This is a genomic window from Corynebacterium sp. HMSC065D07 (genome assembly GCF_001810695.1).
Lineage (GTDB): Bacteria > Actinomycetota > Actinomycetes > Mycobacteriales > Mycobacteriaceae > Corynebacterium > Corynebacterium hesseae.
Map to the genome: position 1 here is coordinate 23,915 of NZ_KV802470.1, position 22,013 is coordinate 45,927.

At 62.1% G+C, this 22,013-nt stretch carries 20 protein-coding genes; 2 read left to right on the top strand and 18 right to left on the bottom strand.

The annotated features are described in order from the left end of the window. Positions 1 to 19: 19 nt before the first annotated feature. The 8 genes from HMPREF2760_RS08550 to HMPREF2760_RS08585 form a co-directional block, all read right to left on the bottom strand. Positions 20 to 2,464: a bifunctional lysylphosphatidylglycerol flippase/synthetase MprF gene (locus HMPREF2760_RS08550; RefSeq protein WP_070597063.1), complete on the bottom strand. Its 2,445-nt coding sequence runs from the start codon at positions 2,462 to 2,464 to the stop codon at positions 20 to 22. Continuing rightward, entirely contained in the window at positions 2,445 to 3,698 is a 1,254-nt protein-coding gene (locus tag HMPREF2760_RS08555) for an alpha/beta hydrolase (RefSeq protein ID WP_070525221.1), read from the bottom strand. Before HMPREF2760_RS08555 ends, HMPREF2760_RS08550 begins: the two co-directional genes overlap by 20 nt. Positions 3,699 to 3,788: 90 nt before the next feature. After that, positions 3,789 to 4,913 carry a cysteine desulfurase family protein gene (locus HMPREF2760_RS08560; protein ID WP_070597064.1) on the bottom strand — a complete coding sequence of 375 codons (1,125 nt, stop codon included), beginning with the start codon at positions 4,911 to 4,913 and terminating at the stop codon, positions 3,789 to 3,791. After that, positions 4,913 to 5,872, bottom strand: a complete 960-nt coding sequence (locus HMPREF2760_RS08565) for an electron transfer flavoprotein subunit alpha/FixB family protein (protein WP_070525217.1) — start codon at positions 5,870 to 5,872, stop codon at positions 4,913 to 4,915. Before HMPREF2760_RS08565 ends, HMPREF2760_RS08560 begins: the two co-directional genes overlap by 1 nt. An 11-nt stretch (positions 5,873 to 5,883) precedes the next feature. After that, positions 5,884 to 6,684, bottom strand: coding sequence for an electron transfer flavoprotein subunit beta/FixA family protein (locus HMPREF2760_RS08570; RefSeq protein WP_070525214.1), 801 nt, complete (start codon positions 6,682 to 6,684; stop codon positions 5,884 to 5,886). Between the two features lie 34 nt (positions 6,685 to 6,718). Then, positions 6,719 to 7,870 carry a THUMP-like domain-containing protein gene (locus HMPREF2760_RS08575; RefSeq protein WP_070597065.1) on the bottom strand — a complete coding sequence of 384 codons (1,152 nt, stop codon included), beginning with the start codon at positions 7,868 to 7,870 and terminating at the stop codon, positions 6,719 to 6,721. 11 nt (positions 7,871 to 7,881) lie between these two features. Beyond that, a complete protein-coding gene (locus HMPREF2760_RS08580) occupies positions 7,882 to 8,709 on the bottom strand; it encodes an NUDIX hydrolase (RefSeq protein WP_070525210.1) in 828 nt (275 codons plus the stop codon). Between the two features lie 50 nt (positions 8,710 to 8,759). After that, positions 8,760 to 9,557, bottom strand: coding sequence for an ABC transporter ATP-binding protein (locus HMPREF2760_RS08585; RefSeq protein WP_371440631.1), 798 nt, complete (start codon positions 9,555 to 9,557; stop codon positions 8,760 to 8,762). A gap of 132 nt (positions 9,558 to 9,689) precedes the next feature. On the opposite strand from HMPREF2760_RS08585, the gene HMPREF2760_RS08590 reads away from it, so the two are divergent. Next, positions 9,690 to 11,696, top strand: a complete 2,007-nt coding sequence (locus HMPREF2760_RS08590) for a maltotransferase domain-containing protein (protein WP_070597116.1) — start codon at positions 9,690 to 9,692, stop codon at positions 11,694 to 11,696. Between the two features lie 106 nt (positions 11,697 to 11,802). Beyond that, entirely contained in the window at positions 11,803 to 13,923 is a 2,121-nt protein-coding gene (gene glgB / locus HMPREF2760_RS08595) for a 1,4-alpha-glucan branching protein GlgB (RefSeq protein WP_070597117.1), read from the top strand. 91 nt (positions 13,924 to 14,014) lie between these two features. Here the strand turns inward: glgB and HMPREF2760_RS08600 are convergent, their stop codons facing one another. The 10 genes from HMPREF2760_RS08600 to HMPREF2760_RS08640 form a co-directional block, all read right to left on the bottom strand. Next, entirely contained in the window at positions 14,015 to 14,413 is a 399-nt protein-coding gene (locus HMPREF2760_RS08600; protein ID WP_070597067.1) for an arsenate reductase/protein-tyrosine-phosphatase family protein, read from the bottom strand. 47 nt (positions 14,414 to 14,460) lie between these two features. Continuing rightward, complete coding sequence (locus tag HMPREF2760_RS08605; RefSeq protein ID WP_070597068.1) at positions 14,461 to 16,038, bottom strand: peptide ABC transporter substrate-binding protein; 1,578 nt, start codon at positions 16,036 to 16,038, stop codon at positions 14,461 to 14,463. A gap of 206 nt (positions 16,039 to 16,244) precedes the next feature. Beyond that, positions 16,245 to 17,168, bottom strand: a complete 924-nt coding sequence (locus tag HMPREF2760_RS08610; RefSeq protein ID WP_070597069.1) for a tetratricopeptide repeat protein — start codon at positions 17,166 to 17,168, stop codon at positions 16,245 to 16,247. After that, positions 17,165 to 17,473: a thiamine-binding protein gene (locus HMPREF2760_RS08615; RefSeq protein WP_070597070.1), complete on the bottom strand. Its 309-nt coding sequence runs from the start codon at positions 17,471 to 17,473 to the stop codon at positions 17,165 to 17,167. The genes HMPREF2760_RS08610 and HMPREF2760_RS08615 overlap by 4 nt, the downstream gene beginning before the upstream one ends. Before the next feature lie 10 nt (positions 17,474 to 17,483). Continuing rightward, positions 17,484 to 17,768, bottom strand: coding sequence for a hypothetical protein (locus HMPREF2760_RS13080; RefSeq protein WP_083304502.1), 285 nt, complete (start codon positions 17,766 to 17,768; stop codon positions 17,484 to 17,486). Continuing rightward, positions 17,768 to 18,460 (bottom strand): endonuclease NucS, encoded by a 693-nt coding sequence (nucS, locus tag HMPREF2760_RS08620; RefSeq protein ID WP_010187052.1) that lies wholly within the window; start codon positions 18,458 to 18,460, stop codon positions 17,768 to 17,770. The genes HMPREF2760_RS13080 and nucS overlap by 1 nt, the downstream gene beginning before the upstream one ends. Before the next feature lie 23 nt (positions 18,461 to 18,483). Continuing rightward, positions 18,484 to 18,969 carry a DUF2550 domain-containing protein gene (locus HMPREF2760_RS08625; RefSeq protein ID WP_070597071.1) on the bottom strand — a complete coding sequence of 162 codons (486 nt, stop codon included), beginning with the start codon at positions 18,967 to 18,969 and terminating at the stop codon, positions 18,484 to 18,486. A gap of 197 nt (positions 18,970 to 19,166) precedes the next feature. After that, positions 19,167 to 19,535 carry a F0F1 ATP synthase subunit epsilon gene (locus HMPREF2760_RS08630; RefSeq protein ID WP_046648936.1) on the bottom strand — a complete coding sequence of 123 codons (369 nt, stop codon included), beginning with the start codon at positions 19,533 to 19,535 and terminating at the stop codon, positions 19,167 to 19,169. Between the two features lie 10 nt (positions 19,536 to 19,545). Continuing rightward, entirely contained in the window at positions 19,546 to 20,994 is a 1,449-nt protein-coding gene (atpD, locus tag HMPREF2760_RS08635) for a F0F1 ATP synthase subunit beta (protein WP_070528745.1), read from the bottom strand. A gap of 3 nt (positions 20,995 to 20,997) precedes the next feature. Further along, entirely contained in the window at positions 20,998 to 21,981 is a 984-nt protein-coding gene (locus HMPREF2760_RS08640; protein WP_070531166.1) for a F0F1 ATP synthase subunit gamma, read from the bottom strand. Positions 21,982 to 22,013 lie beyond the last annotated feature (32 nt).

The window sequence follows — 22,013 nt, forward strand, 5'->3', positions numbered from 1 at the left end:
TTCTGTCAACACACTGGTCTTAGCGTGGATCTGCTTTGCTGGGTTCCGTTGCGCTTTGCTCCGCTTTGGCTTGTTTACGCTCAGCCAGCCAGGTCTTCACAGCTCGGGCGGCGTCGGCTGCGCGCATGTCGGGCACATAGGCGTGAACGACGGCGAGTCCAATGGCGGGCAGTGCCAGCTCATCGTTGTAGGCCAGGTACCACTTGTGCTCTTCCGGCTGGAACTTGCGTTTGGAGGCAGCCAAGCTGCGGAAGCCGTAGAGGGGTTCCATTTCTTCGCCGAGGCGGGTGAGGAGGGCGTCGAGAAGCCCGGGTTCCTCTGGTGTACCTGACAGGGGCGCGCCGGAGAGCGAAATCCAGGCGCAGCCTTCGCCGGCGGCGATGATCATAGCCTCAGAGATGAGTAGCTCGATTGCCCCCTTGAAGCCGTGGTCGGCGCGGCGCATGACGTCGAGGGTGTAGCCCACCACGCTTCCGTTCTCACGAACAGGGAGCCAAGATGTCACGCCATGCAGAGTGCCGTCCTCCCCCAGCGCGAGCAGGAGCTTGGTGCCTTCCTCCCGCAACTCATTGACACCGCCCAGGGTAAAACCCATCTCTGGGAGTGCCTTGTCGGAGACCCATTCTTCGGAGAGCTCCGCAATCTTGTTGCGGGTGGCAAGATCGAGGTCCTTCCACTCCGTCCACAACGTGGTCACGCCCTCCTTGCTGGCCTTGTTACGGGCCGTGCGGATGTTCTGGAATTTCTTGCCTTTGAACTCGGTGTTGGAGGTGTCCAGGACGGCTTCCTCAGCTACTTCGAGGCGGCGGAAGTCAGGACGGGTAAAGCTTTCCCGTACCGAATACCAGGCTGGACGCCAGCCTTGTTCGCGGGCGAATTCTTCGAAGGCCGCTGCGGTGGCCTGCGGGTCATTGCCCGCCGGCTCGCCGAGGCTGAGTGCAATGCCGTTGTGGACGCGGTAGGCCACGTAGTTGCTGTCGTTAAAGAAGTAGCGGTTCCCCTTCCACAGGGTCATAGCGGAGAGGTGGTCACCACTGCCCTGCTCCAGGATGGCGCGAGCGTGGTCACGAACCTCAGCGGCCTCGGGGTTCGCAGGAGTAGCGAACATGCGATAGACCACCCAGGAGGTGTACATCCAGAACAGAGTGCCGACCCACTCGTAGAAAGCCCACGTCAACCAGGTGGTCGGCGCGAGCTTGAGCGGAAGTAGCGTAGCCACGACTGGCGGGACATAGCGCAGAGGGAGTTCGGCCAGGATCGATCCGGCAGTGGCTGTCTCGACGAAGCCGTCCTTGAAAAGTAGTGCGCCAACGCCCCAAAGAGCGGCCGTGATGACAAAGGCAGCTGCGATCTTTCCTGCGGCTCGGCCCAGCGCGCGCACACTTTCGTGGATGTGGAACACGCGGCGGTTCCAGATGAGCACGACGAAGCAGGTGGCCCAGGGCAGGACCACAGCGGCGAGATTCACGCCGTAGAGCACAAGGCCTTCTTGGCTAAAGTCCCACAGCTGAGCTAGAAGCACAGCGATGACGAGTACCTGGGTAAGGACGGATAGCAACCACGCAAGACGGCGTCCGCGGATGAGGCCGAAGCACAGTACGAGTTGGATGATGAGCGGCATGACGCTGGCGATGGCCGGACCCACGCCGTGGACGCGGGCGAAATCAAGGGCAGCTTGGCAGGCCTGGCTTGTGGGGTCAGCCTGGCAGATCTCAGTGGCGTGATAAGCAGCAGAGTTGAAGGACCACATCAGCCGGGTGACTGGGCTGAAGGGCCCTTCCGCCAGTGGGTCGAGCGCCACGAAGGCTGGGCCGATGGCTACCACTCCCACGATGAGCGCGGTGAGAACTCGGCGCTCCGGCACCGAGGCACGATGGAAAGCGGCTGGGCGCTCCGCGCTCGTGCGGGGCACAAAGACACTCCATGCGATACCGGCCGCGATGGACAGCACCGAGGCGCTCACGCCGAGGACATCGCTCAAAGTACCGCCATACAGGGCCATGGTGAGCGTCAGGGCGAGGATGCTGAGGCGTACGCGGCGCTGCCAGAGGCGCGGCATCCACGCAGAAGCGAAGCCGGCTGTGCCCACTATGAAACCGATGGGTGATAAATCAGTGGAGCTCAGAAGATCATCACCCCAGCGGTTGAGGCCGATTTCTTCGATCCCGTGGGCGGCCACATAGGCCACGGGAACGGAGATAAGCTGCGCGGCAATACCAACGGCAAGTGTCCGCACGGAGCCCAACCGGTATTCCGAAGGAAGAACGAAAGCTAGGGCCATGAGGGTGAGTGCCACAACTGCGCCGAAAGTACGGCCGGTCAGGCCGATCGTTTGCGTAATGCCCGCCAGCCCTGGAACCGCGTAGGTCACGATGATCAATACCCACATCAGAAGGATCAACACCCACGTCACCGGAATGCGCCGCGCGAGGTGTCGGAGGTTGTTAGCGCTGAAGATCTGCATCTTGTACTCCATCGAAAGAATCGGTGAGGTCTGCCAGCCCGCCCCGGCGGGCAACCCAGGCAAATACTTCGCGCAGGGCGGGACGCCACACCTCGAAGGAATGGCCGCCCGGGCGGGAAGTGTAGTAGGTGGCCATGCCGGCGCCTCGTGCGGCGTCGTTCAGTTGGCCGAGCGCTTTCACCGCAGCAGTATCCCGGTTACCGGCGATGAAGATGGCCTGGTGATCGGGGTACTTTTTCGTCGCCAGCAGGTGTGCAGGATTAGCGGCTTGGTAGGCGGCTTCATCGCCACCATAGAACTTGGACACGGTGGCGGCGTGGTTTCCAATAGTGGGTTCGGCCTCGCCGGAGATGTCCACTGCCTGGCCATAGGCTTCGGGATGATTGGTGAGGATCTGTAGTGAACACGTCCCTCCGTATGACAAACCAGCGACGGTCCAATGTTGTTGATTCTCGTCGACACGGAAAGCGGTCTTGATTCCTGTCGGCACGTCGGTCGTTAGGTAGGTCATGACCTTGGCCACGGAGGTGTCCGCGCAGATGGGGTTGGCGGTCTCACTGCCGGTGGCATCGACCGCCACGACGATGGGGCTTAGTCCCCCATTGGCGCGTTGGAAGGCATCGGCGGTTTCGGCCGCCTCGCCGGAGCCGAACCACTGCTCCGGACCACCCGGGTTGCCGTGGAGCAGGACTAGAACGGGAAGGTTTATATCCTTTTTGCTCCAATAGGCCGGCGGGATGTAGGCAATGGCCTGGCGCGCGCTGAACCCTGAGATGGCACCCGGAAGATCCACGTGCACAATCGCAGCGGAATCCGAGGATTTCATGGCCTTGAATTGGCTGTAGTCCATCTCTTGGGCCACCGGCGTGGGATCGAGCGAGGCGATGTCCGGATAGGACTGGTACTCCATATTGGCCAGACCGGCTACCGCAAGTGCCGAGAATGCCGCAATCACGGCCATGAGGACTCGTCGGCCCGCATGGTGAATGAGGGAGATGAGCGCTGCAATGGGGACAAGCCCGGCAACAAAGAGGTAGAACGGGACGTCCCAGTGCTTGAGCACGAAGAATGCTACGGTGGCAATGACTGCGGCGAGAAGGAAGGACACGACATCGCGTTTGCGCAGGCGCCACGCAATGAGCAGCGCACTGATGACCAAGATAGCAATGTAGATCCCACCGTTCACGGGGTCCGTCAGCGGTAGGCCTAGCACAGACTGGATGAAGTTATTCACGGATTAAACATAGACCCACGCCGTGGCGAAAGCGCTGTAGTCTCCCTGTGAATATGCCCGAATAGCTGTGATCTTGATTGAATACTTGCGCTAAACCGAACGAGCGCGACGAATGATCTCCGGAAGCTCCGCCAGAACCACGTCAATGTCCTCGTCGGTGGTGAGGCGTCCCAGGCTAAAGCGCAGGGAGCCGCGTCCGTGTTCCTCATCGATGCCCATGGCTTCGAGCACGTGGGACATGCGGTTAACGCCCGCGTGGCAGGCGGAGCCGGCGGAGGCTTCGATGCCGGAGGCGTCGAGAAGCATGATGAGGCTGTCACCATCCGTGCCCGGGAAGGACACGTGGAGGTGGGAGGCCAAGGTGGGCTCGACGGAGTTGATGATGACGTTGTCGATACTGTCCTCAATGCCGGCCTTGAGCTTGTCGCGGAGTGCGCTCAGGTGAGCGGTCTCCTGCTCCATGTCCGCGACAGATTCACGCAGGGCCGCGGCGAGTGCGCTCGCGCTGGCCACGTCCACGGTGCCGGGGCGGATGCCGCGCTCCTGGCCGCCGCCGAAGGCAATGGGTTGAGGCGCCGGGGTGCGGCGCGCGAGCAGCAGGCCGATGCCGCGGGGCCCGCCGAACTTGTGAGCGCTGGCCGCCAGTGTGGTGGCACCCAGCTCATGGAAATTGATGGGCAGCTTGCCGGTGACCTGCACGGCGTCGATATGCACAGGGGTGTTCTGCGCGGCGGCGCGCTGAACAATGTCGGCGACCGGCTGGATGGCGCCGGTCTCGTTGTTGGCCCACATGCAGGTGGCCACAGCGGCCGGGGTATCCAGGGCAGCGAGGTCATTGACGTGGCCGGTGGAATCAACCGGAAGCAGGTCCACGGTGGCGCCGTGCTCAGCGCGCAGCTTCTCTACGGTCTCGAGGACGGCGGGGTGCTCGATGGGGGTCGAGATGATGTGCGGTGTCGTATCCGACCCCGCACGGAAAAGGCCCTGGATTGCAATGTTATCCGCCTCCGTGCCGGAGGAGGTAAAGACTACCTCGATGGGTTCGCAGCCGAGCAGCTCGGCGACGGTCTCGCGGGCGTCATCCAACACGGAGCGTGCCTTGCGCCCAGAGCCATAGGCAGAGCCGGGGTTGAGGGACCCGGCGGCGTCGACCCAGGCGTCGATGGCGCACTGGCGCATGGGTTGGGTAGCTGCGTAATCGAGGTAGCGAGGCATTAGTTGCCGGCCCCCTTGCGGGACTCAAGCTCGGTGACCAGCGCCGGAGCGATCTCGTGGAGGTCGCCCACCACGCCGAGGTCGGCGATCTGGAAGAAGGGCTCGTCCTGATCCTGGTTGACCACAACGATGGTCTCCGAGGTCTGCATACCGGAGGTGTGCTGGATTGCACCGGAAATACCCAGGCCGATGTAGAGCTTCGGGGAGACGGTCACGCCGGTCTGGCCAATCTGGAAAGCAGGGTCGTAGAAACCTTCGTCCACAGCGTCGCGGGTGGCGCCGACGGCGGCACCGAGGACGTCGGCAAGCGGCTCCACCACGTCGGCGAACTTGTCGCCCACACCGCGGCCACCGGCCACAACGACCTTCGCGGAGGTTAGCTCCGGACGGGCGGTCTTCTCCGCCGGGGTGAAGGAGGTGACGGTGACGTCCTTAGCCGTGGCAGCCGGCAGCTCAAAAGGAGCAGGAGCTGCGGTGACCGGCTGCGGTTCCGCGGTGACGGTTCCCGGGCGCAGAGTGTAGACCACAGAGCCGGTGGCCGTGGAGGAGGTCTCGTAGGAGCCGCCGAAGATGGTGTGGTGTGCGGAGCCATCAGCGTTGATGCCGTCGACGTTGACCAGGGCGCCCGAGCCCAGGCGGGCGGCGAGGCGGCCGGCGATCTCGTTGTTAGTCGGGGTGGCAGCCAGCACGATGGGCGCCGGGTTATTGGCGGCCAGGGCGTGGAGGGCGTCAACTTCCGGGGTGACGATGCGCTGCTCATAGTCCGCGGCGGTGGCCTGAACTACCTGGGCTGCACCGAGGTTGCCCAACTCGGCATCGAAGGAGGCGGCGGTGGCGGCATCCTTGGCCACGACGACGGCGGAGACGGTACCGAGTGCGCGGGCGGCGGTAATCAGCTCGCCGGTAACGGGGCTGAGCTGCTCTGCTTCGTGCTCAACCAAGACATAAACGTGAGACATATCTTTTCTCCTTAACCCTCGATGAGATTCTTGGCGGCCAGGAAGTCCGCGACCTTGGCGGCAGCCACGGCCGGATCAGGATCGGTGATGACCTCACCGGCGGTGCGGGCTGGGCGCTGCGCGGAGGCGGTCACCGTGGTCGTGGACGGCACGCCGTCGATGCCCAGGTCCGCCACGGCGAGCGTGGTGACCTCAGCCTTCTTGGCGGCCATCAGGCCCTTGAAGTTGGGGAAGCGCGGCTTGTCGGCCTTATCCGTAAAGGACAGAATGGCCGGCAGGTTGGCCTCAAGTTCCCAGTGGCCGTGGGCGTCCTCGCGGGTGCCGGTGGCGGTGGCACCGGTCAGGGAGGCTGCCTTGAGCTCCGTGAGCGCGGGCAGCTGGCGGTACTCGGCCAAGAGCCCTGCGATAAGCCCGGTGGAGGCGTCCGAGGAATTATTGCCCAAGGTGATGACCTGGACCTCACCGAATTTCTCAGCCACCTTGTTGATCGCGGCGTTAAGAACCCAGGCGGTGGCCAGTGCGTCGGCGCCAGCGAGGGCGTCATCCGTCACGTGCACGGCGTGGTCCGCGCCCATGGCCAGGGCCTTGCGCAGGGCCTCGTCGGCTGCCGCCGGGCCCATAGTAAGCGCCACGACCTCGTAGCCGGCATCAGCGTTATCGTCGCGCAGGCGCAGGGCTTGTTCGACGGAGTACTCGTTGACCTCATCGATGACGTTATCCACCGAGGTGCGGTCCAAGGTGTGGTCCGCCTCGAGGGTCTTGGTTGACCACGTATCCGGTACGTGCTTGACCAGAGCCACAATGACTGGCATGTGGGCACTTCCCCTTCCGTAAATTTTGAAACTATTAGGGTGCGTAATTACCTTCGGACGATACTACTCGCGGTCCACACAACACCGCGACTCCCTTCGCCCCGATGCGCGTGACCACGAGGGTCTTGGCCGTTGAACCCTTCAGCTTGAGCTTCTTGCGCAACTGATCCGGGTTGACATCTTGCCCGCGTACCAGGATTTCCAGCGAGCCAACATCGTGGGCAACCATGGCCGCCTTGAGCTTCTTCATGGGGACCATCTCGATGAATTCAAATCCGGACGTGCCGTTAGGCAGGCGGTCACCGGTGAGGTAGGCAATGCGCGGGTCCAGTTGGTGCAGGCCTTCCCGCGCGGCGTAGTGGCGCACCAGCCCGGCGCGCACGATGGCGCCGTCGGGGTCGATGAGAAAGCGGCCGATGGGGCCGACCTCAGGTAGCTCGTGCTCTGCAACGCCGTCATCAATGACGTCCGTGTATATTCCTTCGGGCGTGGTGTTGAGGACCACCGCCCTCTTCCCCGTTCCCAGCCCCGGGGTATACAGACACGTTTCCTTCACCCCGCCATCGAGGCTAGCCACGCAGGCCAGACCTTCCCATTCGGAGTGGTCGATTCCCGGCGCGCATTTGATGGCCATCTCACCGTGGGTGTCCAGGAGATCTGCCGGTGGTGGTAGCAGTTGGTCAAGCCGGGTAATGCGGTTGCCGCCTTGGCGCCGGGCGGGATCGGCGATGCAAACCTGGGCGGTCGTCGTTGTTGTCAGCGCATCTGCGCGAAAGACGGGGTGCTCAATATTGTGCCGCGCCATGGCCACGCGTGAGGCGTCGAGGTCGCTGCCCACATAAGCGCCGGGGCGATAAGCCTGCCCCTCGGTGCCGATGGAACACGTGAGGTCGTGGACGAGGTCCACGTTGCGCTCCTGGAGGAATTGCGCGCGGTAAGCCGCCACCGCGGGTGGAGTGGCCTGTTGTGCAGAGTCGTGGTCCATGAGCCAATCCTGCGGCAGCTTTCCGGAGCTGCGGGCTTGAATGAGCTCGGCTACGGCGCGCCCATAATCACCGAACTGGGCCTGCAGCTTGGCGACGTCCCTCAGGTGCGCCTTCTTTGTTCCCTCCAGGTCCGCCGCGGCGGCGTCGATGGCGGCTGCATTCTCGCGCAGGAAGGCGACTTCGTCCAGGGTGTAGCTCATGGTGTGCTTTTCTAGATGCGGTTGACGGGGAATGTGGTGAAGTACTCGCGGTAGCGTTCATCGTCCCGGGGATCCCCGATGATGGGGCGCAGATCGGAGAAGGAGGCATCGTCCAAGACTTCCTTGACGCTGGAATAGGACGTGAGGCGCTTGAGCTGCGCCCAGGTGGGGATGGCTAGGCGTACCAGCCCGGCGCGCCAGCCGTCGAGAACCAGTTGTGGATCGAACCAACCGGCGTCATCGGCCTCCCCTGTTTCGCCATCCGGTTCTTGGCCCTCGGGAAGCACACCGATGAAGAAGAAGGTGTCGAACCAGTGGTCATTGTCCTCACCTGCCCAGCGGGACCAGGGAAGGAACATGTCGGCGTCGACACGCATGCCGTTGTGTTCCAGGAATTCGGTAAAAGAAATCTCGTGGGATTCCAGTAGCTCGCGCTCGCGGTGATAGCGCGAGGCATCGGAGACTAGGCCGTCTTCGCGGATGGCCAGCAGCGTGCCGGCCTCTTCGAAAAGTTCCCGGGCCGCGGCGAAGACAAGGGCGTGGGCCTTGTACTTGGTGACACCCATGCGGCGTGCCATGGACACCACTGAGCGGCCTGCCCACAGTTCGCCGGAGTCCCAGGTGCGGGGTGGGAAGTCACGCGGGTCTACCCCGCCGCCGGGAAACACGACGTGGCCGGGGTAATTGCGCATGGTGCGCACGCGTTCCTGGATCCACACGCGCAGACCCTCTGCGGTATCGCGCAACAGGAGGACGGTAGCGGCCAAGCGTGCCCCATTGAAGCCGGTGGTTTCGCCAGGGTCGATGGCGTCAAGGCTGTCGTGGATGGACTGGCTCATGCAACTTTCCGTGCCCGCGAAGGAGCAGAATTCTTGGGGTGAACTAGAGATTAGCGGGTGCGCCGGGCGAAGTACCGCTCCCCAATGCGATCCACCTGGATGGGCTGGTGGAAGGCCTTGGAGAGGTTTTCCGACGTCAGGACAGAATTAATGAGTCCTTTGGCCACGACCTTACCCTCATCCAGGAGCATCGCATGCGTAAACCCGTAAGGTATTTCCTCCACGTGGTGGGTGATCATGACAATCGCCGGGGCATCCGCATCGAGCGCTAGGTCCCCGAGGTAGCCCACCAGGTCCTCGCGTCCACCCAAGTCCATGCCGGCGGAGGGCTCATCCAGGATGAGCAGCTCCGGGTTGGCCATGAGCGCGCGGGCGAGGATGACGCGCTTCTTCTCACCTTCGGAGAGGGTGCCCCAGGTGCGCTTGGCCAAGTGGGATGCGCCGACCTGATCCAGGATGTCATCGGCGCGGGAGAAATCCATGTCTTGGTAGTCCTCACGCCAGCGGCCGAGCACGGCATAGCCGGCGGAGACCACGAGGTCATCGACGCGCTCATTGTCCGGGATTCGGTGTTGGACGGCGGCGGAGGAAATGCCGATGGCGGCGCGCAGATCGCGCATATCCGTCTTACCTAGGCGCTCTCCCATCAGGTATGCCACGCCGGCGGAGGGAAACTCTTCGGCGGCGGCCATCCGCACCAGCGAGGTCTTGCCCGCACCGTTGGGGCCGATGATGACCCAGCGTTCGTCGAGCTCCACCTGCCAGTCGATGGGCCCCACCAGCGTGCGCCCACCCCGTCGCAGTTCGACGCCGCGGAAGTCAATCAACCAATCTTCGTCGGTGTCCATAAGTTCAGGGTTTTGCTGGCTTTGTTGCTCTGGAGTGTTCACACGCACCATTGTGGCCGAAACCTTCCGCCCCCGGTGAAACTGACACAGCCTTCCCCGGTGAAACTGCCACAGCTGCATTATTCTATGGGCATGACTCAACGCCTTGGTATCGACGATGTCCGCCCCTCCCTCTCCGGTAATGCAGCCTCGAAGGCCGTTGTCGGAGAGGTCGTTCCTGTTACCGCGCTGGTGTGGCGTGAGGGCCACGATGCCGTCGCCGCGACGCTGTCGGTGTGGAACACTGACTCCCCGTCCACTTCTGCCGTGACCATGACGGTGGATCCGGAGAACCCGGATCGGGTCCACGGCGTGTTTAGCCCGGCCACCGCCGGCCGCTGGTTTTTCCGCGTCGATGCCTGGTCCGATCCGATGTCCACCTGGCGCAACGCGGTGGTCAAGAAGATGGAGGCCGGTCAATCCGCACAGGAGCTCAGCAACGATCTCTTGCACGGCGCCGAGCTCTTCGAGGAGGCGGCAATCCAATGCCCGAGCGACAAGGCGGATCTGCTCTTTAAGGCGGCGAAGGAGCTGAAGGATGAAACGGGGGACGTCGACAAGCGCGTGCGCACCGCGCTGTCCGACGAGGTCGCGGACGTCCTCCACCACCACCCCCTGCGGCACCTGCTGGTGGAGGGTGACATTCACGAGGTCCTCGTGGAACGCCGCGAAGCCCTCTACAGCTCCTGGTACGAGCTCTTCCCACGCTCCACCGGCGGTTGGGATGCCGAGGGCAACCCCGTGCACGGCACGTTTAAGACCACGGCACAGGCACTCGAGCGAGTGGCAGCCATGGGTTTCGATACCGTTTACTTCCCACCCATCCACCCCATTGGCAAGGTGCACCGCAAGGGCCGCAACAATTCGGTGGTGGCTGAGCCCGATGATGTGGGCTCGCCGTGGGCCATCCAAGATCACTCCACCACGCACCCGGACCTGGGCACCATGGAGGACTTCAAGGAGCTGGTCAAGAAGGCCGCCGACTTGGGCCTGGAGGTGGCCCTGGACCTGGCTCTGCAGGCCTCCCCGGACCACCCGTGGGCTAAGACCAACCCGGAATTTTTCACCGTCCTGGCCGATGGCACCATTGCCTACGCGGAGAACCCGCCGAAGAAGTACCAGGACATCTACCCGCTGAACTTCGATAACGACCCGGATGCCATCTACGCGGAAATCTATCGCATCGTCATGATCTGGATCGAGGCCGGCGTGCATACGTTCCGCGTGGACAACCCGCACACCAAACCAGCTAACTTCTGGAACTGGCTGATTTCCAAGGTGCATGTGACTCACCCGGAGGTCATCTTCCTCGCCGAGGCCTTCACCCGCGCTCCGCGCCTGTTCGGCCTGGCCAAGGCAGGATTTACGCAGTCCTATACCTACTTCACGTGGCAGACCTCCAAGCACGAGCTCACCGAATTCGCGCAGATGCACGTGGAGCAGGCCGATATCTGCCGCCCCAACCTCTTTGTCAATACCCCGGATATTCTCCACGAATCCCTGCAGACCGGTGGGCGCGCCATGTTCGCCATTCGCGCTACGCTGGCTGCGACTCTCTCCCCGCTGTGGGGCGTGTACTCGGGCTTCGAGCTCTACGAGCACCAGGCCGTCAAGCCGGGCAGCGAGGAGTACCTCGACTCGGAGAAGTACGAGCTGCGCCCGCGCGACTTCCAGGCCGCTGTCAAGTCCGGTGACTCCCTGGAATCCTATATCCGGCTGCTCAACCTCATCCGCCGCGAAAACCCGGCCCTCCAGCAGCTGCGCACGCTGCGCTTCCACAACACGGATAACGAGGCCATCATCGCCTACTCCAAGGCCGATCCTGCTACCGGCAACGTAGTGCTCGTGGTGGTCAACCTGGATCCGCGCAACGCGCAGGAGGCCACGGTCTTTGTGGATCTGGCCGCCGTGGGCCGCCACCCGGGTGAACACTTCACGGTGCAGGACACCATCAGTGGTGCCGCCTACGAGTGGTCCGACCGCAACTTCGTGCGCCTGGAGCCGCTGCGTGACGTCGCCCACATCTTCATCCTCCCGCCAGCCCACCATGACCTGCAGGAGCGCATTGCCTGGCGCCGAGTGAACGACTACCGCGCCTAGGTTCTTAGGCCCCTGAAACCCCACGCTGAACCAGTACCCCCTTCATGGGTAGCGCGGGGTTTCTTTTCTGCCCCGCGAGCGGGTGTTGTTCGGTAATTTGGTCTTTATGAACATCCCGGCCTCAGACCTCGAACGCCTTAACAACTGCCGCCACCACGCGCCCCATGATTTTTATGGCTGGCACGACGGAACCGTCCGCACTCGCCGCCCCGGTGCCGAAGCCGTCGAGCTCGTCACCGCTTCCGGCACCACCGCGATGCGCGCGGTTGGGGATGATATCTGGGAGGCCCCGCTTACCGAAGAAGCAGACTACCGTCTGCGCATCACCTACCCGGGCCAGCCCGCCATCGAGGTAGCGGACGGTTATCACTTCCTGCCCACCCTGGGCACCCTGGATCAACACCTCATCGGCGAGGGCCGCCACGAGCGCCTCTGGGAAGTACTGGGCGCAAATCTCAAGAGCTACACCACCGACCTGGGAGTAGTCGAGGGCACGGCCTTTGCTGTGTGGGCGCCCAACGCGGAGGGCGTGGCCGTGGTCGGTGACTTCTGCGGCTGGAACCCTACCCAGTACCCCATGCGCAGCCTCGGCTCCACGGGCATTTGGGAGGTCTTCATCCCCGGTGTGGGCGAAGGCGAGCGCTATAAGTTTGCGGTCCACGGCAAGAACTCCCCGCGCATTGATAAGGCGGATCCCCTGGCCAAGCGCACCATTGCCCCGCCGGAAACCGCCTCCGTAGTGGCCCGCTCCAGTTTCAAATGGAGTGATGAGGAGTGGATAAGCAAGCGCACCGGGGACTTCGACGTCCCGATGAGCGTCTACGAGCTCCACGTCGGCTCCTGGAAGGTAGGCGCCAACTACAACAGCTTGCGCGAAGAACTCATCCCTTACCTGGTTGAGCACGGCTTTACCCACGTGGAGCTGCTGCCCGTGGCCGAGCACCCCTTCGGCGGTTCCTGGGGTTACCAGGTCTCCGGCTACTACGCTCCCTCCGCGCGCTGGGGCTCCCCGGATGAGCTGCGCGCGCTTATCGACGACTTGCATAACGCTGGCATCGGCGTCTTCATCGACTGGGTGCCCGCGCACTTCCCCAAGGACGAATGGGCGCTGGGCCGCTTCGACGGGCAGGCACTCTACGAGCACCCGGACCCGCGCCGCGGTGAGCAGGCCGATTGGGGCACCTACGTCTTCGACTTCGGCCGCAACGAGGTTCGCAACTTCCTCGTGGCTAACGCCCTGTACTGGGCCGAGGAGTTCCACGTCGACGGCTTGCGTGTCGACGCCGTTGCTTCCATGCTCTACCTGGACTACTCCCGCGAGGAATGGCTGCCCAATATCTACGGCGGGCGCGAGAACCTGGAGGCAGTCCAATTCCTCCAGGAGACCAACGCCACGCTGAACCGTAACCACCCGGGCGTGCTGACCATCGCTGAGGAATCCACCTCCTGGCCCGGCGTGACCGCACCGACGCACGAGGGCGGACTGGGCTTTAGCCTGAAGTGGAACATGGGCTGGATGAACGACACCCTGGAGTACTTTAAGCACGAGCCGATTCACCGCCGCTACCACCACGGTGAGCTCACCTTCTCCATGGTCTACGCCTACTCGGAGCGCTACGTACTGCCGTTTAGCCACGACGAAGTGGTCCACGGCAAGGGCTCCTTGTGGGAGCGCATGCCGGGCGATGACTGGAATAAGGCCGCGGGCCTGCGCGCGCTGTACGGCTACATGTTCTCCCACCCGGGCAAGCAGCTGATGTTCATGGGCCAGGAGTTTGGCCAGACCACCGAATGGGCAGAGGGCCACTCCGTGGACTGGTCCAATTTGGAGGGCTGGGGCAACGAGTGGCACCACGGCATTAAGCGCCTGGTGCGCGACCTCAACGCGGTGTACAAGCAACAGCCGGCCCTGTGGACACAGGACTTCACGCAGGATGGCTTCCAGTGGGTCAAGGCTGACGACGCCAACAACAACATGCTCGGCTACGTCCGCTATGGCAAGGACGGCTCCGCCTTGTTGGCAGTGTGCAACTTCTCCGGCAGCTCGGTGCCAAACTATGACCTCTGGGTGCCGCGCGATGGCGAGTGGGAGCTAGTCATCAACACAGACGACGCCGTCTACCAGGGTGCCGGCAACGACCTTGCCCACCGCGTGCGCTCCGAAGGCAACCACGTACAGCTGCACCTGCCGGCCAACTCGGTGCAGTGGTATGCCTTCCGTGGCTAGTTTCTAAGAACACAACTGCCCGACCTGCCAAAGATCACCGCTGAGATCGAATTCCAGCCGCTAGTTTTGGCAACTCGGGCAGTTGCAGTTTTCAGTCTTGTGCGTGAGTATCGAGGAAAGCTCTTACGCGAGCATCAATGTCATCGCGCAACGCATCCATTCGCTCCTCTCCCTCTAGACCACGCACGGACGGGTCCTCAATCTCCCAACGCTCAGCCACTCCGTCATAGTCGGCATCACCGACGATGATGACGTGATCCACCGAAGACGCGAGGCCGGCATCAAGCAACGTTGGCGTTCCTGACATGTCGGCGCCGACCTTTGCAAGAGAGGCCTGCGCCTCGGCGTTCACGCCCTGCGCACGATGCTGTTCAGTGGTCTTTACGCCTGCGGAGTGAACTTCCCAATCGGGCGCATGCTTCTTAGCTAAGGCAGCCGCCATCTGAGACTTACCGCGGTTGGTATTGCAAAGGAAAAGTACGGAGGTCATGCCTCCGCACTTTAGTCATATTTCGGTGTGCCTGTAGGGCCAGATCCCTAGTTCTTCTTCACCGCGTAGTACACCGGCAGGGACTTCCAGTTGAACGTCACGTCCTGGACGTTCTCGGACCAGCCGCCGACCACGTTTGGGTAGAACAGCGGGATTGAAGGAAGGTCACGCAGCAGCAGCTCCTGTGCCTGGTTGTAGAGCTTCGCGGCTTCCTCCTCATTTGCGGCGCCGTTGGCCTTCACAATCAGTTCATCGAACTCCGGGTTGGAGTACTTCGAGTCATTGGAAGCTACACCCGTGGTGAAGTTTGGCCCAAGGAAGTTACCCATCGAGGGATAGTCGGCGAACCACGCCGTGCGGTAGGCGCCATCCATCCGCTCGGTGCGGTAGGCATCGCGGAAGGACTTGAAGTCCGGGTAAGGGTTGCCCACGGCCTGGATTCCCAGCGTGTTGCTGATGTTGTTAGCCACGGCATCGGCCCAGTCCTTGTTATCACCATCGGTGTTGTAGTTGATCGGGAACGAGCCTTCAAAAGCACCGTACATCTTATCGGCCTCCGCCCACAGCTTCTTCGCCTCCTCCGGGTTATAGTCCAGGTTTTCCGAACCGGGCAGGCTGTCGTTGTATCCGTTCAGCACCGGTGACGTGAACTCGCGGGCCGGTGTGCGGGTGCCATGGAAGATGGTCTCCGCGATCTCCTCACGGTTGATAGCCATCGAGATTGCCTTGCGGCGCAGCGTGCCTTCTTCCCCACTAAAGTGCGGGGTCTCCATGTGGATGGACATCTCCAGATAGGTAGCGGCCGGCTTGGTCTCCTGACGGCCGGCCAGGTCCTGCTCATAGCTGCCGAAAGCGGACGACGGGATCGCTTCGAGCACGTCGAGGTTATTCGCCAACAGGTCCATGTAGGCCGCGCTGGAATCGGCGTAGAAGGCGAATTCGATGCCGTCGTTCTGCGCTGCGCGGTCGCCCTTGTACTCCGGGTTCGGCTCGATGATCAGGTTCTGGTTGTGGTTCCATTCCTTGATCTTGTAGGGGCCGTTCGACACCGGGGATTCGCCAAAGCCCTGTGGGTCCTCCAGCGCGGCCGCGGGGACTGGGAAGTAGGCGTTGTAGCCTAAGCGGCTCGGAAAGTCGCTCTCCGGTTGGGTGAGTTCGATGGTGAAGGTGCGCTCATCGATGACCTTGAGGCCTTCCATTTCTTTGACGCCTTCCCCGTAGCCCTTGATGGAGGAGAAGAAGCTCTCATTAAGTTGTTCATTGGCCACCGCGTAGTTCCACGTATCGACGAAAGAATCAGCCGTCACGGCTGAGCCATCAGAGAACTTCAGGTCAGGCTTGAGCGTGACCTTGTAGGTCTTCTCTCCTTTCTTGTCGATGGACTCCGCCATCTCGTTGTGCACGTTGCCGTCGGCGTCGTAGTACACCAATCCGGAAAACAGCATGTCGACGATGCGTCCGCCGCCGTTCTCATTCGTCATCGCGGGAATGAGCCCCTGCTGTGGTTCAGTACCGAGCACGCGAACATAGTTGGATCCGCCGGCACTATCGGAGCTATCGCTTCCGCAGGCGGTAAGGCTAAGAGCAAGAGAGGCGGCGCCAACAACGCCGAGGAGCTTGCGCATGAGAGTCCTCCAGAAAGAGTCAAACAACCATTGTGCTGTATCGCACAAAAAGCAATTTAACATGCCATACGTCACCTCATTGCTTGAACGCAAAAAAGACCCTCAGGAGAAGACTCAACTGAGTCATCCTGAGGGTCCAGCCCGCGACAGTCCGGGAAGGTCGCTCTCGGGCCCGGCACAAGCTGGGCACTATTTCTACGCCGTCTTTAATACAACGCGCTGGCCAGCTTCGTGCGTGCGGCCAGTACGCGCGGGTCACCGGAATCAAAGAGACCAAAGAGCTCCAAGAGGCGGGTCTTGAGCTGTTCCTTCTCATCCCCAGCGGTGCGCTTCATGGCCTCAATGAGGCGCTCGAAAGCTCGGTCAGGGGCACCGGCGACGACCTCCGCGTCGGCGGCGTCGAGCTGCTTTGCCACGTCCTCTGGGGCGGCATCGGCGGCGGCGATGGGGTCCTCGCTACGGTTAGCCGGATCCAAGCGCTTGAGCAGCACAGTGGTGTCACGCGCCTGCTTAATCTCCGCATTATCCGGCTCAGCGGCCAGAATCTCCTCATAGGTAGCGATGGCAGCGTCGAAATCGCCACGGTTGAGCGCGTCCTCAGCCAGGCCCAGGCGCGGATCTGCTGCTTCTTCCTCTGGGCTCTCCCCCGCTACATCTTGGTCTGGCAAACCCTTGAGCTGGGGGCCGAGCTTGTCGACGATCGCCGCTACCCACTGCTCCAGGTTCTCGCGCGGCTGCCCGCCCTCAAAGTTGGTGACGGGCTGGCCGGCGGCGATGGCAACGGTGGTCGGCAGATTCTGTACGCCGAAGACCTGCGCCACCTGGGGCACAACATCAGCGTTGATATAGCCCACGATGAACTTCAGCCCACCTGCGGTCGCCATCTCCTCGAAGTCCTTCTTGAGCTGCTCGGAGGCCGGGGAGCGCGGCGAGCCAATCAAGGCGATGACGGGTACTTCCGCAGAGCGGCGCACCAAGTCATTCTCGAAGTTCTGCTCGGTGACCTCAAAGAAGGGCTGTACACCTGCCGAGGCACCAGTAGTACCCTGTTCCTGTGCTTTCGCCTTGGCCTCTGCCTGCTGCTTGATAGCACCCAGGTCGAGGGCTCCTCCTACGTACGGTCCGGTCACTTATTCTCCTCCAGGTAACGATTAACGGAATCTACTTTTTGGGTTATCTGCCCGGTCACGCCTTCGCGGATATCGGCTTTAATCACCAGGCTCGTGCGCGGCGAAACCGCGCGCACGGCATTGGTGGCTTCCTTGATAACCGCGAAGACCTCATCCCACTCGCCTTCCACAAGGGTAAACATGGCATTGGTCTCATTAGGTAAGCCGGAAGCACGGACAACACGCACGGCTTCGGCGACGGCCTCGGACATCTCAGCGCGTTCATCGCCCACGACGGAGGGGGCTACGGAAAAGGCAACAATCATGCCCGCTATCCTACCGCCGCTCCCAGCAGTGCCGGTGCCAGTGTCGGCGATCATCTGCGCGCCCGCCGGTATCCCGCGGCCACGCCACGATGTGCGCCACCCCGGGAGGTATGTTCTGGTTGCATCCCGGGCACACGTAGTACTTCTGAGCGGCCGCGCTGCCGACGTGTCTCATAACGAAAGGCTCGCCATGGGTCCAGCTCGGCCCTGGTACCGTCTGCGAGCCGACGAAGGCACTGCCGTCGCGCGGCAGTGACCGTGGCTCTTCGCGGATCCTACGATTGCGGCGCGGCACTAGAACAACCGCAGCTCGTTGGACTCGATGCCGCGCAGCTCTTGGTAGTCCAGGACGACGCAACGGATACCACGGTCTTCCGCCAAGGTCCGCGCTTGGGGCTTGATTTCCTGCGCTGCGAACACACCGTGGACTGGTGCTAGCAAGTCGTCGCGGTTGAGCAACTCAAGGTAGCGCGTGAGCTGCTCAACGCCATCAATTCCGCCGCGGCGCTTGACCTCGACCGCCACGAATTCATTCTTCGAGTTCTTGGCCATGATGTCTACCGGACCAATCGCGGTGGGGTACTCGCGGCGCACCAGCGAGTACTTCTCCCCCAACGTTTCTATGTGTTCCGCCAACAGCTCCTGCAAGTGGGCTTCCACGCCATCCTTGACCAAGCCGGGGTCTTCTCCCAGATCCATGTCAATCTCCTGGTGAATCTGGGCGATAGTGATGCGCAGCTGCTCACCTTTCGGGTTTTCTACCAGCCACAGCTTCTCTCCTGTGTCCTCGCCGTCGATATCCTCGATCGCCGACTCCTCAAAGGTGCACGGCGGAGTCATCCAGTTCAGCGGCTTATAGGCACGGTCATCCGCATGGATGGACACCGAACCATCGGCTTTGATGAGGATGAGACGGTCCGCCATGGGAAGGTGGGCGTCGAGGCGGCCTACGTAATCTACGGAGCATTGGGCGATGACAACACGCATGCCCTCTACCCTATCGTTGGGCGCTACTTCTTTGGTAAGCGGGTAGCTCGCTGGCGCATCTGGTGATAATCCATCTTCTCTTGGCGCTTGGACGGCGCCGATTCCACCCACGCGTTCAAGGCCATGATCCCGTGCGTATCGGAGGCAATCTCATAGTCCCGCCCATCGATGCTAATCCGGATGATCTGGTGGCCAGAGGGCATAAAAGAAGCCTCGTTATCATCCATTGGGCGGGTGCTGCCCAGTTCGATGTCGAGGCGATTAAAGCGTTTGTTGGCGCGCGGCAATACGGAGCGAAGCTTGAAGTACTCCATATATTCACCGTCATAGCGCACGAGGCCATGACGCCACGTATGGGAGTCCTTCGAAGGAAGCCGGCGCAGAAGGATGCCCGTTCCGCGGGAACGCACCGTAAAAAACCGTACTGCGGCCAGAATGACGACAACCAGAAGAATCAGTGCGCACAGACCTAAAAGAATAGATAGCCCTTGGAGCACCTGAGAGTTCATGGGTTGATTTCCTTCACCGCGAGTAAGAAACGTTGCGTTGATTCTACCGCTCGCGGAGGAAACAATGCTAGTCCTTGCTTGACCTTTGGCGCAGATCACGAAGGAACCCCACCCCCTCTTAGCGAGGGGGTGGGGTTCCTAGGTGAGAGTGGGAAGGGCGGTCATTGCTGCCCGTCGTTTCCCTCTCCGCTCATCCGTTAGCTGTTGAAGCGGCGGGCGGCGCGCAATGCGGCATCGCCACGGGACCTCGTCAGCTCGCGCTCAGACTTCAGGTCTTCCTGTGCCTGTGCTTCATCGACCTCCGAGGCCCAGATGGCCCAATCGGCGAGGACGGTGATCTTGTTCTCGGACACGGAGAGGAAGCCACCCTGGACAGCGGCGACGCGACGCTCGCCGTCGGCCGGGTGGATGGTCACTACGCCATTGTCGATCAACTGACCAACCATGGGCTCATGGCCAGGAAGCACGCCGATCTCACCCTCGGTGGTTTCAGCCGTCACCATGGTGGCCTTTCCGGTCCACAGCAGGCGCTCGACGGAAACCAATTCGGCGGTGATGTCAGCCATGTGCCTCTCCCTACTTCTTCTCGGTCAGCTTCTTGTACGCAGCCTCGACGTCGTCCAAGCCACCCAGGCCGTTGAAGGCCTGCTCCGGGTAGTGGTCGAATTCGCCGTTGCAGATGCGCTCGAAAGCATCGATGGTATCGGCCAGCGGCACGTAGGAGCCCGGCAGGCCGGTGAACTTTTCTGCGACGAAGAAGTTCTGGCCAAGGAAGCGCTCGATGCGGCGAGCACGCTGAACGGTGATCTTGTCTTCCTCAGACAGCTCGTCCATACCAAGGATGGCGATGATGTCCTGGAGCTCCTTGTTCTTCTGCAGGATACCGATGACACGCTGTGCCACCTCGTAGTGGCGCTCGCCCACGATGGACGGCTCCAGAATACGAGAGGTAGAGGTCAGCGGGTTCACTGCCGGGTAAATACCCTTCGAAGCAATACCGCGGTCCAACTCGGTGGTGGCATCGAGGTGGGCGAAGGTGGTCGCCGGAGCCGGGTCGGTGTAGTCATCGGCCGGCACGTACACGGCCTGCAGGGAGGTAATGGACTTACCCTTGGTGGAGGTAATACGCTCCTGCAGCACACCCATCTCATCAGCCAGAGTCGGCTGGTAACCCACGGCGGAAGGCATACGGCCCAGCAGGGTCGAAACCTCAGAACCGGCCTGGGTGAAACGGAAGATGTTGTCGATGAACAGCAGCACGTCCTGGTTCTGAACATCGCGGAAGTACTCCGCCATGGTCAGGCCGGACAGAGCCACGCGCATACGGACTCCTGGCGGCTCATCCATCTGGCCGAAGACAAGTGCGGTGTCTTGAAGAACGCCCATCTCCTCCATCTCGAGGAAGAGGTCGGTGCCCTCACGGGTGCGCTCGCCGACGCCGGCGAAGACGGAGGTACCGGAGAACTCGCGTGCGATACGAGTAATCATCTCCTGGATAAGAACGGTCTTACCCACACCTGCACCACCGAAGAGGCCGATCTTGCCGCCCTTCACGTACGGGGTCAGCAGGTCGATGACCTTAATACCGGTCTCCAGGATCTCGGTCTTACCCTCCAGCTGGTCGAATGCCGGCGGCTCGCGGTGGATGCCCCACTGCTCGCCGTCGCGGCCCAGACCCGGCTGGTCAAGGCAGTCACCGAGGGCGTTGAAGACGTGGCCCTTGACCACATCGCCCACCGGGACGGAAATCGGCTTGCCGGTGTCGGTCACGGCTGCACCGCGGACGAGGCCGTCGGTCGGAGCCATGGACACGGCACGGACGAGGTTGTCACCGAGGTGCTGAGCGACCTCAAGGGTGACGGTCTTTGCAACAGCCTCGAGGGAAACCTCGACGGTCAGTGCGTTGTACAGTGCCGGCAGCCCGCCACGCGGAAACTCCACGTCGACGACCGGACCGATGACACGCACCACACGGCCGGCGGTAGCCGACGACTGTGTGTTCTGCTCTTGCAGAGCTGTAGTCATAATCTAGTCACTTTCTGCGCTTTCGGCGAGCGCCCCAGCGCCACCGACGATCTCTGTGATTTCTTGGGTAATCTGCGCCTGACGGGCCTGGTTGGCCACGCGCGAGAGGTCCTTGACCAGCTCGGTTGCGTTGTCAGTTGCAGACTTCATTGCGGTACGGCGTGCGGCGGACTCGGAGGCCGAGGACTCCAAGAACATCGCAAACAGGAGGCGGGACACGTACTGCGGAAGCAGTGCGTCCATGAGGGTGTCCGCATCCGGCTCGAAGTCGTAATCAGGAGTGATCTGATTGTTCGGCTCGGCGTCGGAAAGCGCGGACTCACCCATGTTGTAGTCCTCTTCCTCGATAACCGGTACCACCGGCAGCAGCTGCTGCACACGCGCGGTCTGGGTCAGCATGGACTCGAACTCGGTGTACACAACGTGGACCTGGTCGAAACCGCGAACGGTCTCGCCCTCCACGTGAATACCCTCGCGGGTCTTGGCCTGGCCATTCGAACCGGCAACGAAGCCGTCGATGATGTGGCGACGCACGTCGTGCGTCTTCTCCCAGGTCGGATCCTGCGAGAATCCAGTCCAGCTGCCTGCGACCTCGGCCTCACGGAACTTGTAGAAGCCAACGCCCTTGTTGCCGGTCACGTAGCGGACGGTCTCGAAACCCTCACTCTTGAGCAGGGCTTCCAGCTCGGCCGCCTTCTTGAAGATGTTGTTGTTGTAGCCACCGCACATACCGCGGTCCGAAGAGACCACGAGAATGGCGGCCACCTTTGCATCTTCGCGTTCCCGGAGCATCGGGTGATCCAGGGACGTGTGCGCCGCCAGCTTGTTGAGCACGTTGGACAGTTCACGTGCATAAGGCTGGGACGCCTCTACCCTGGCCTGAGCCTTGGTAATGCGCGAGGTAGCAATGAGCTCCTGTGCCTTGGTGATCTTCTTGGTGGAATTGACGGACCGGATACGGTCACGCAGTTCACGAAGATTAGCCATGGTGTTCGCTCCTCCCTTCTTTATCTAGACGG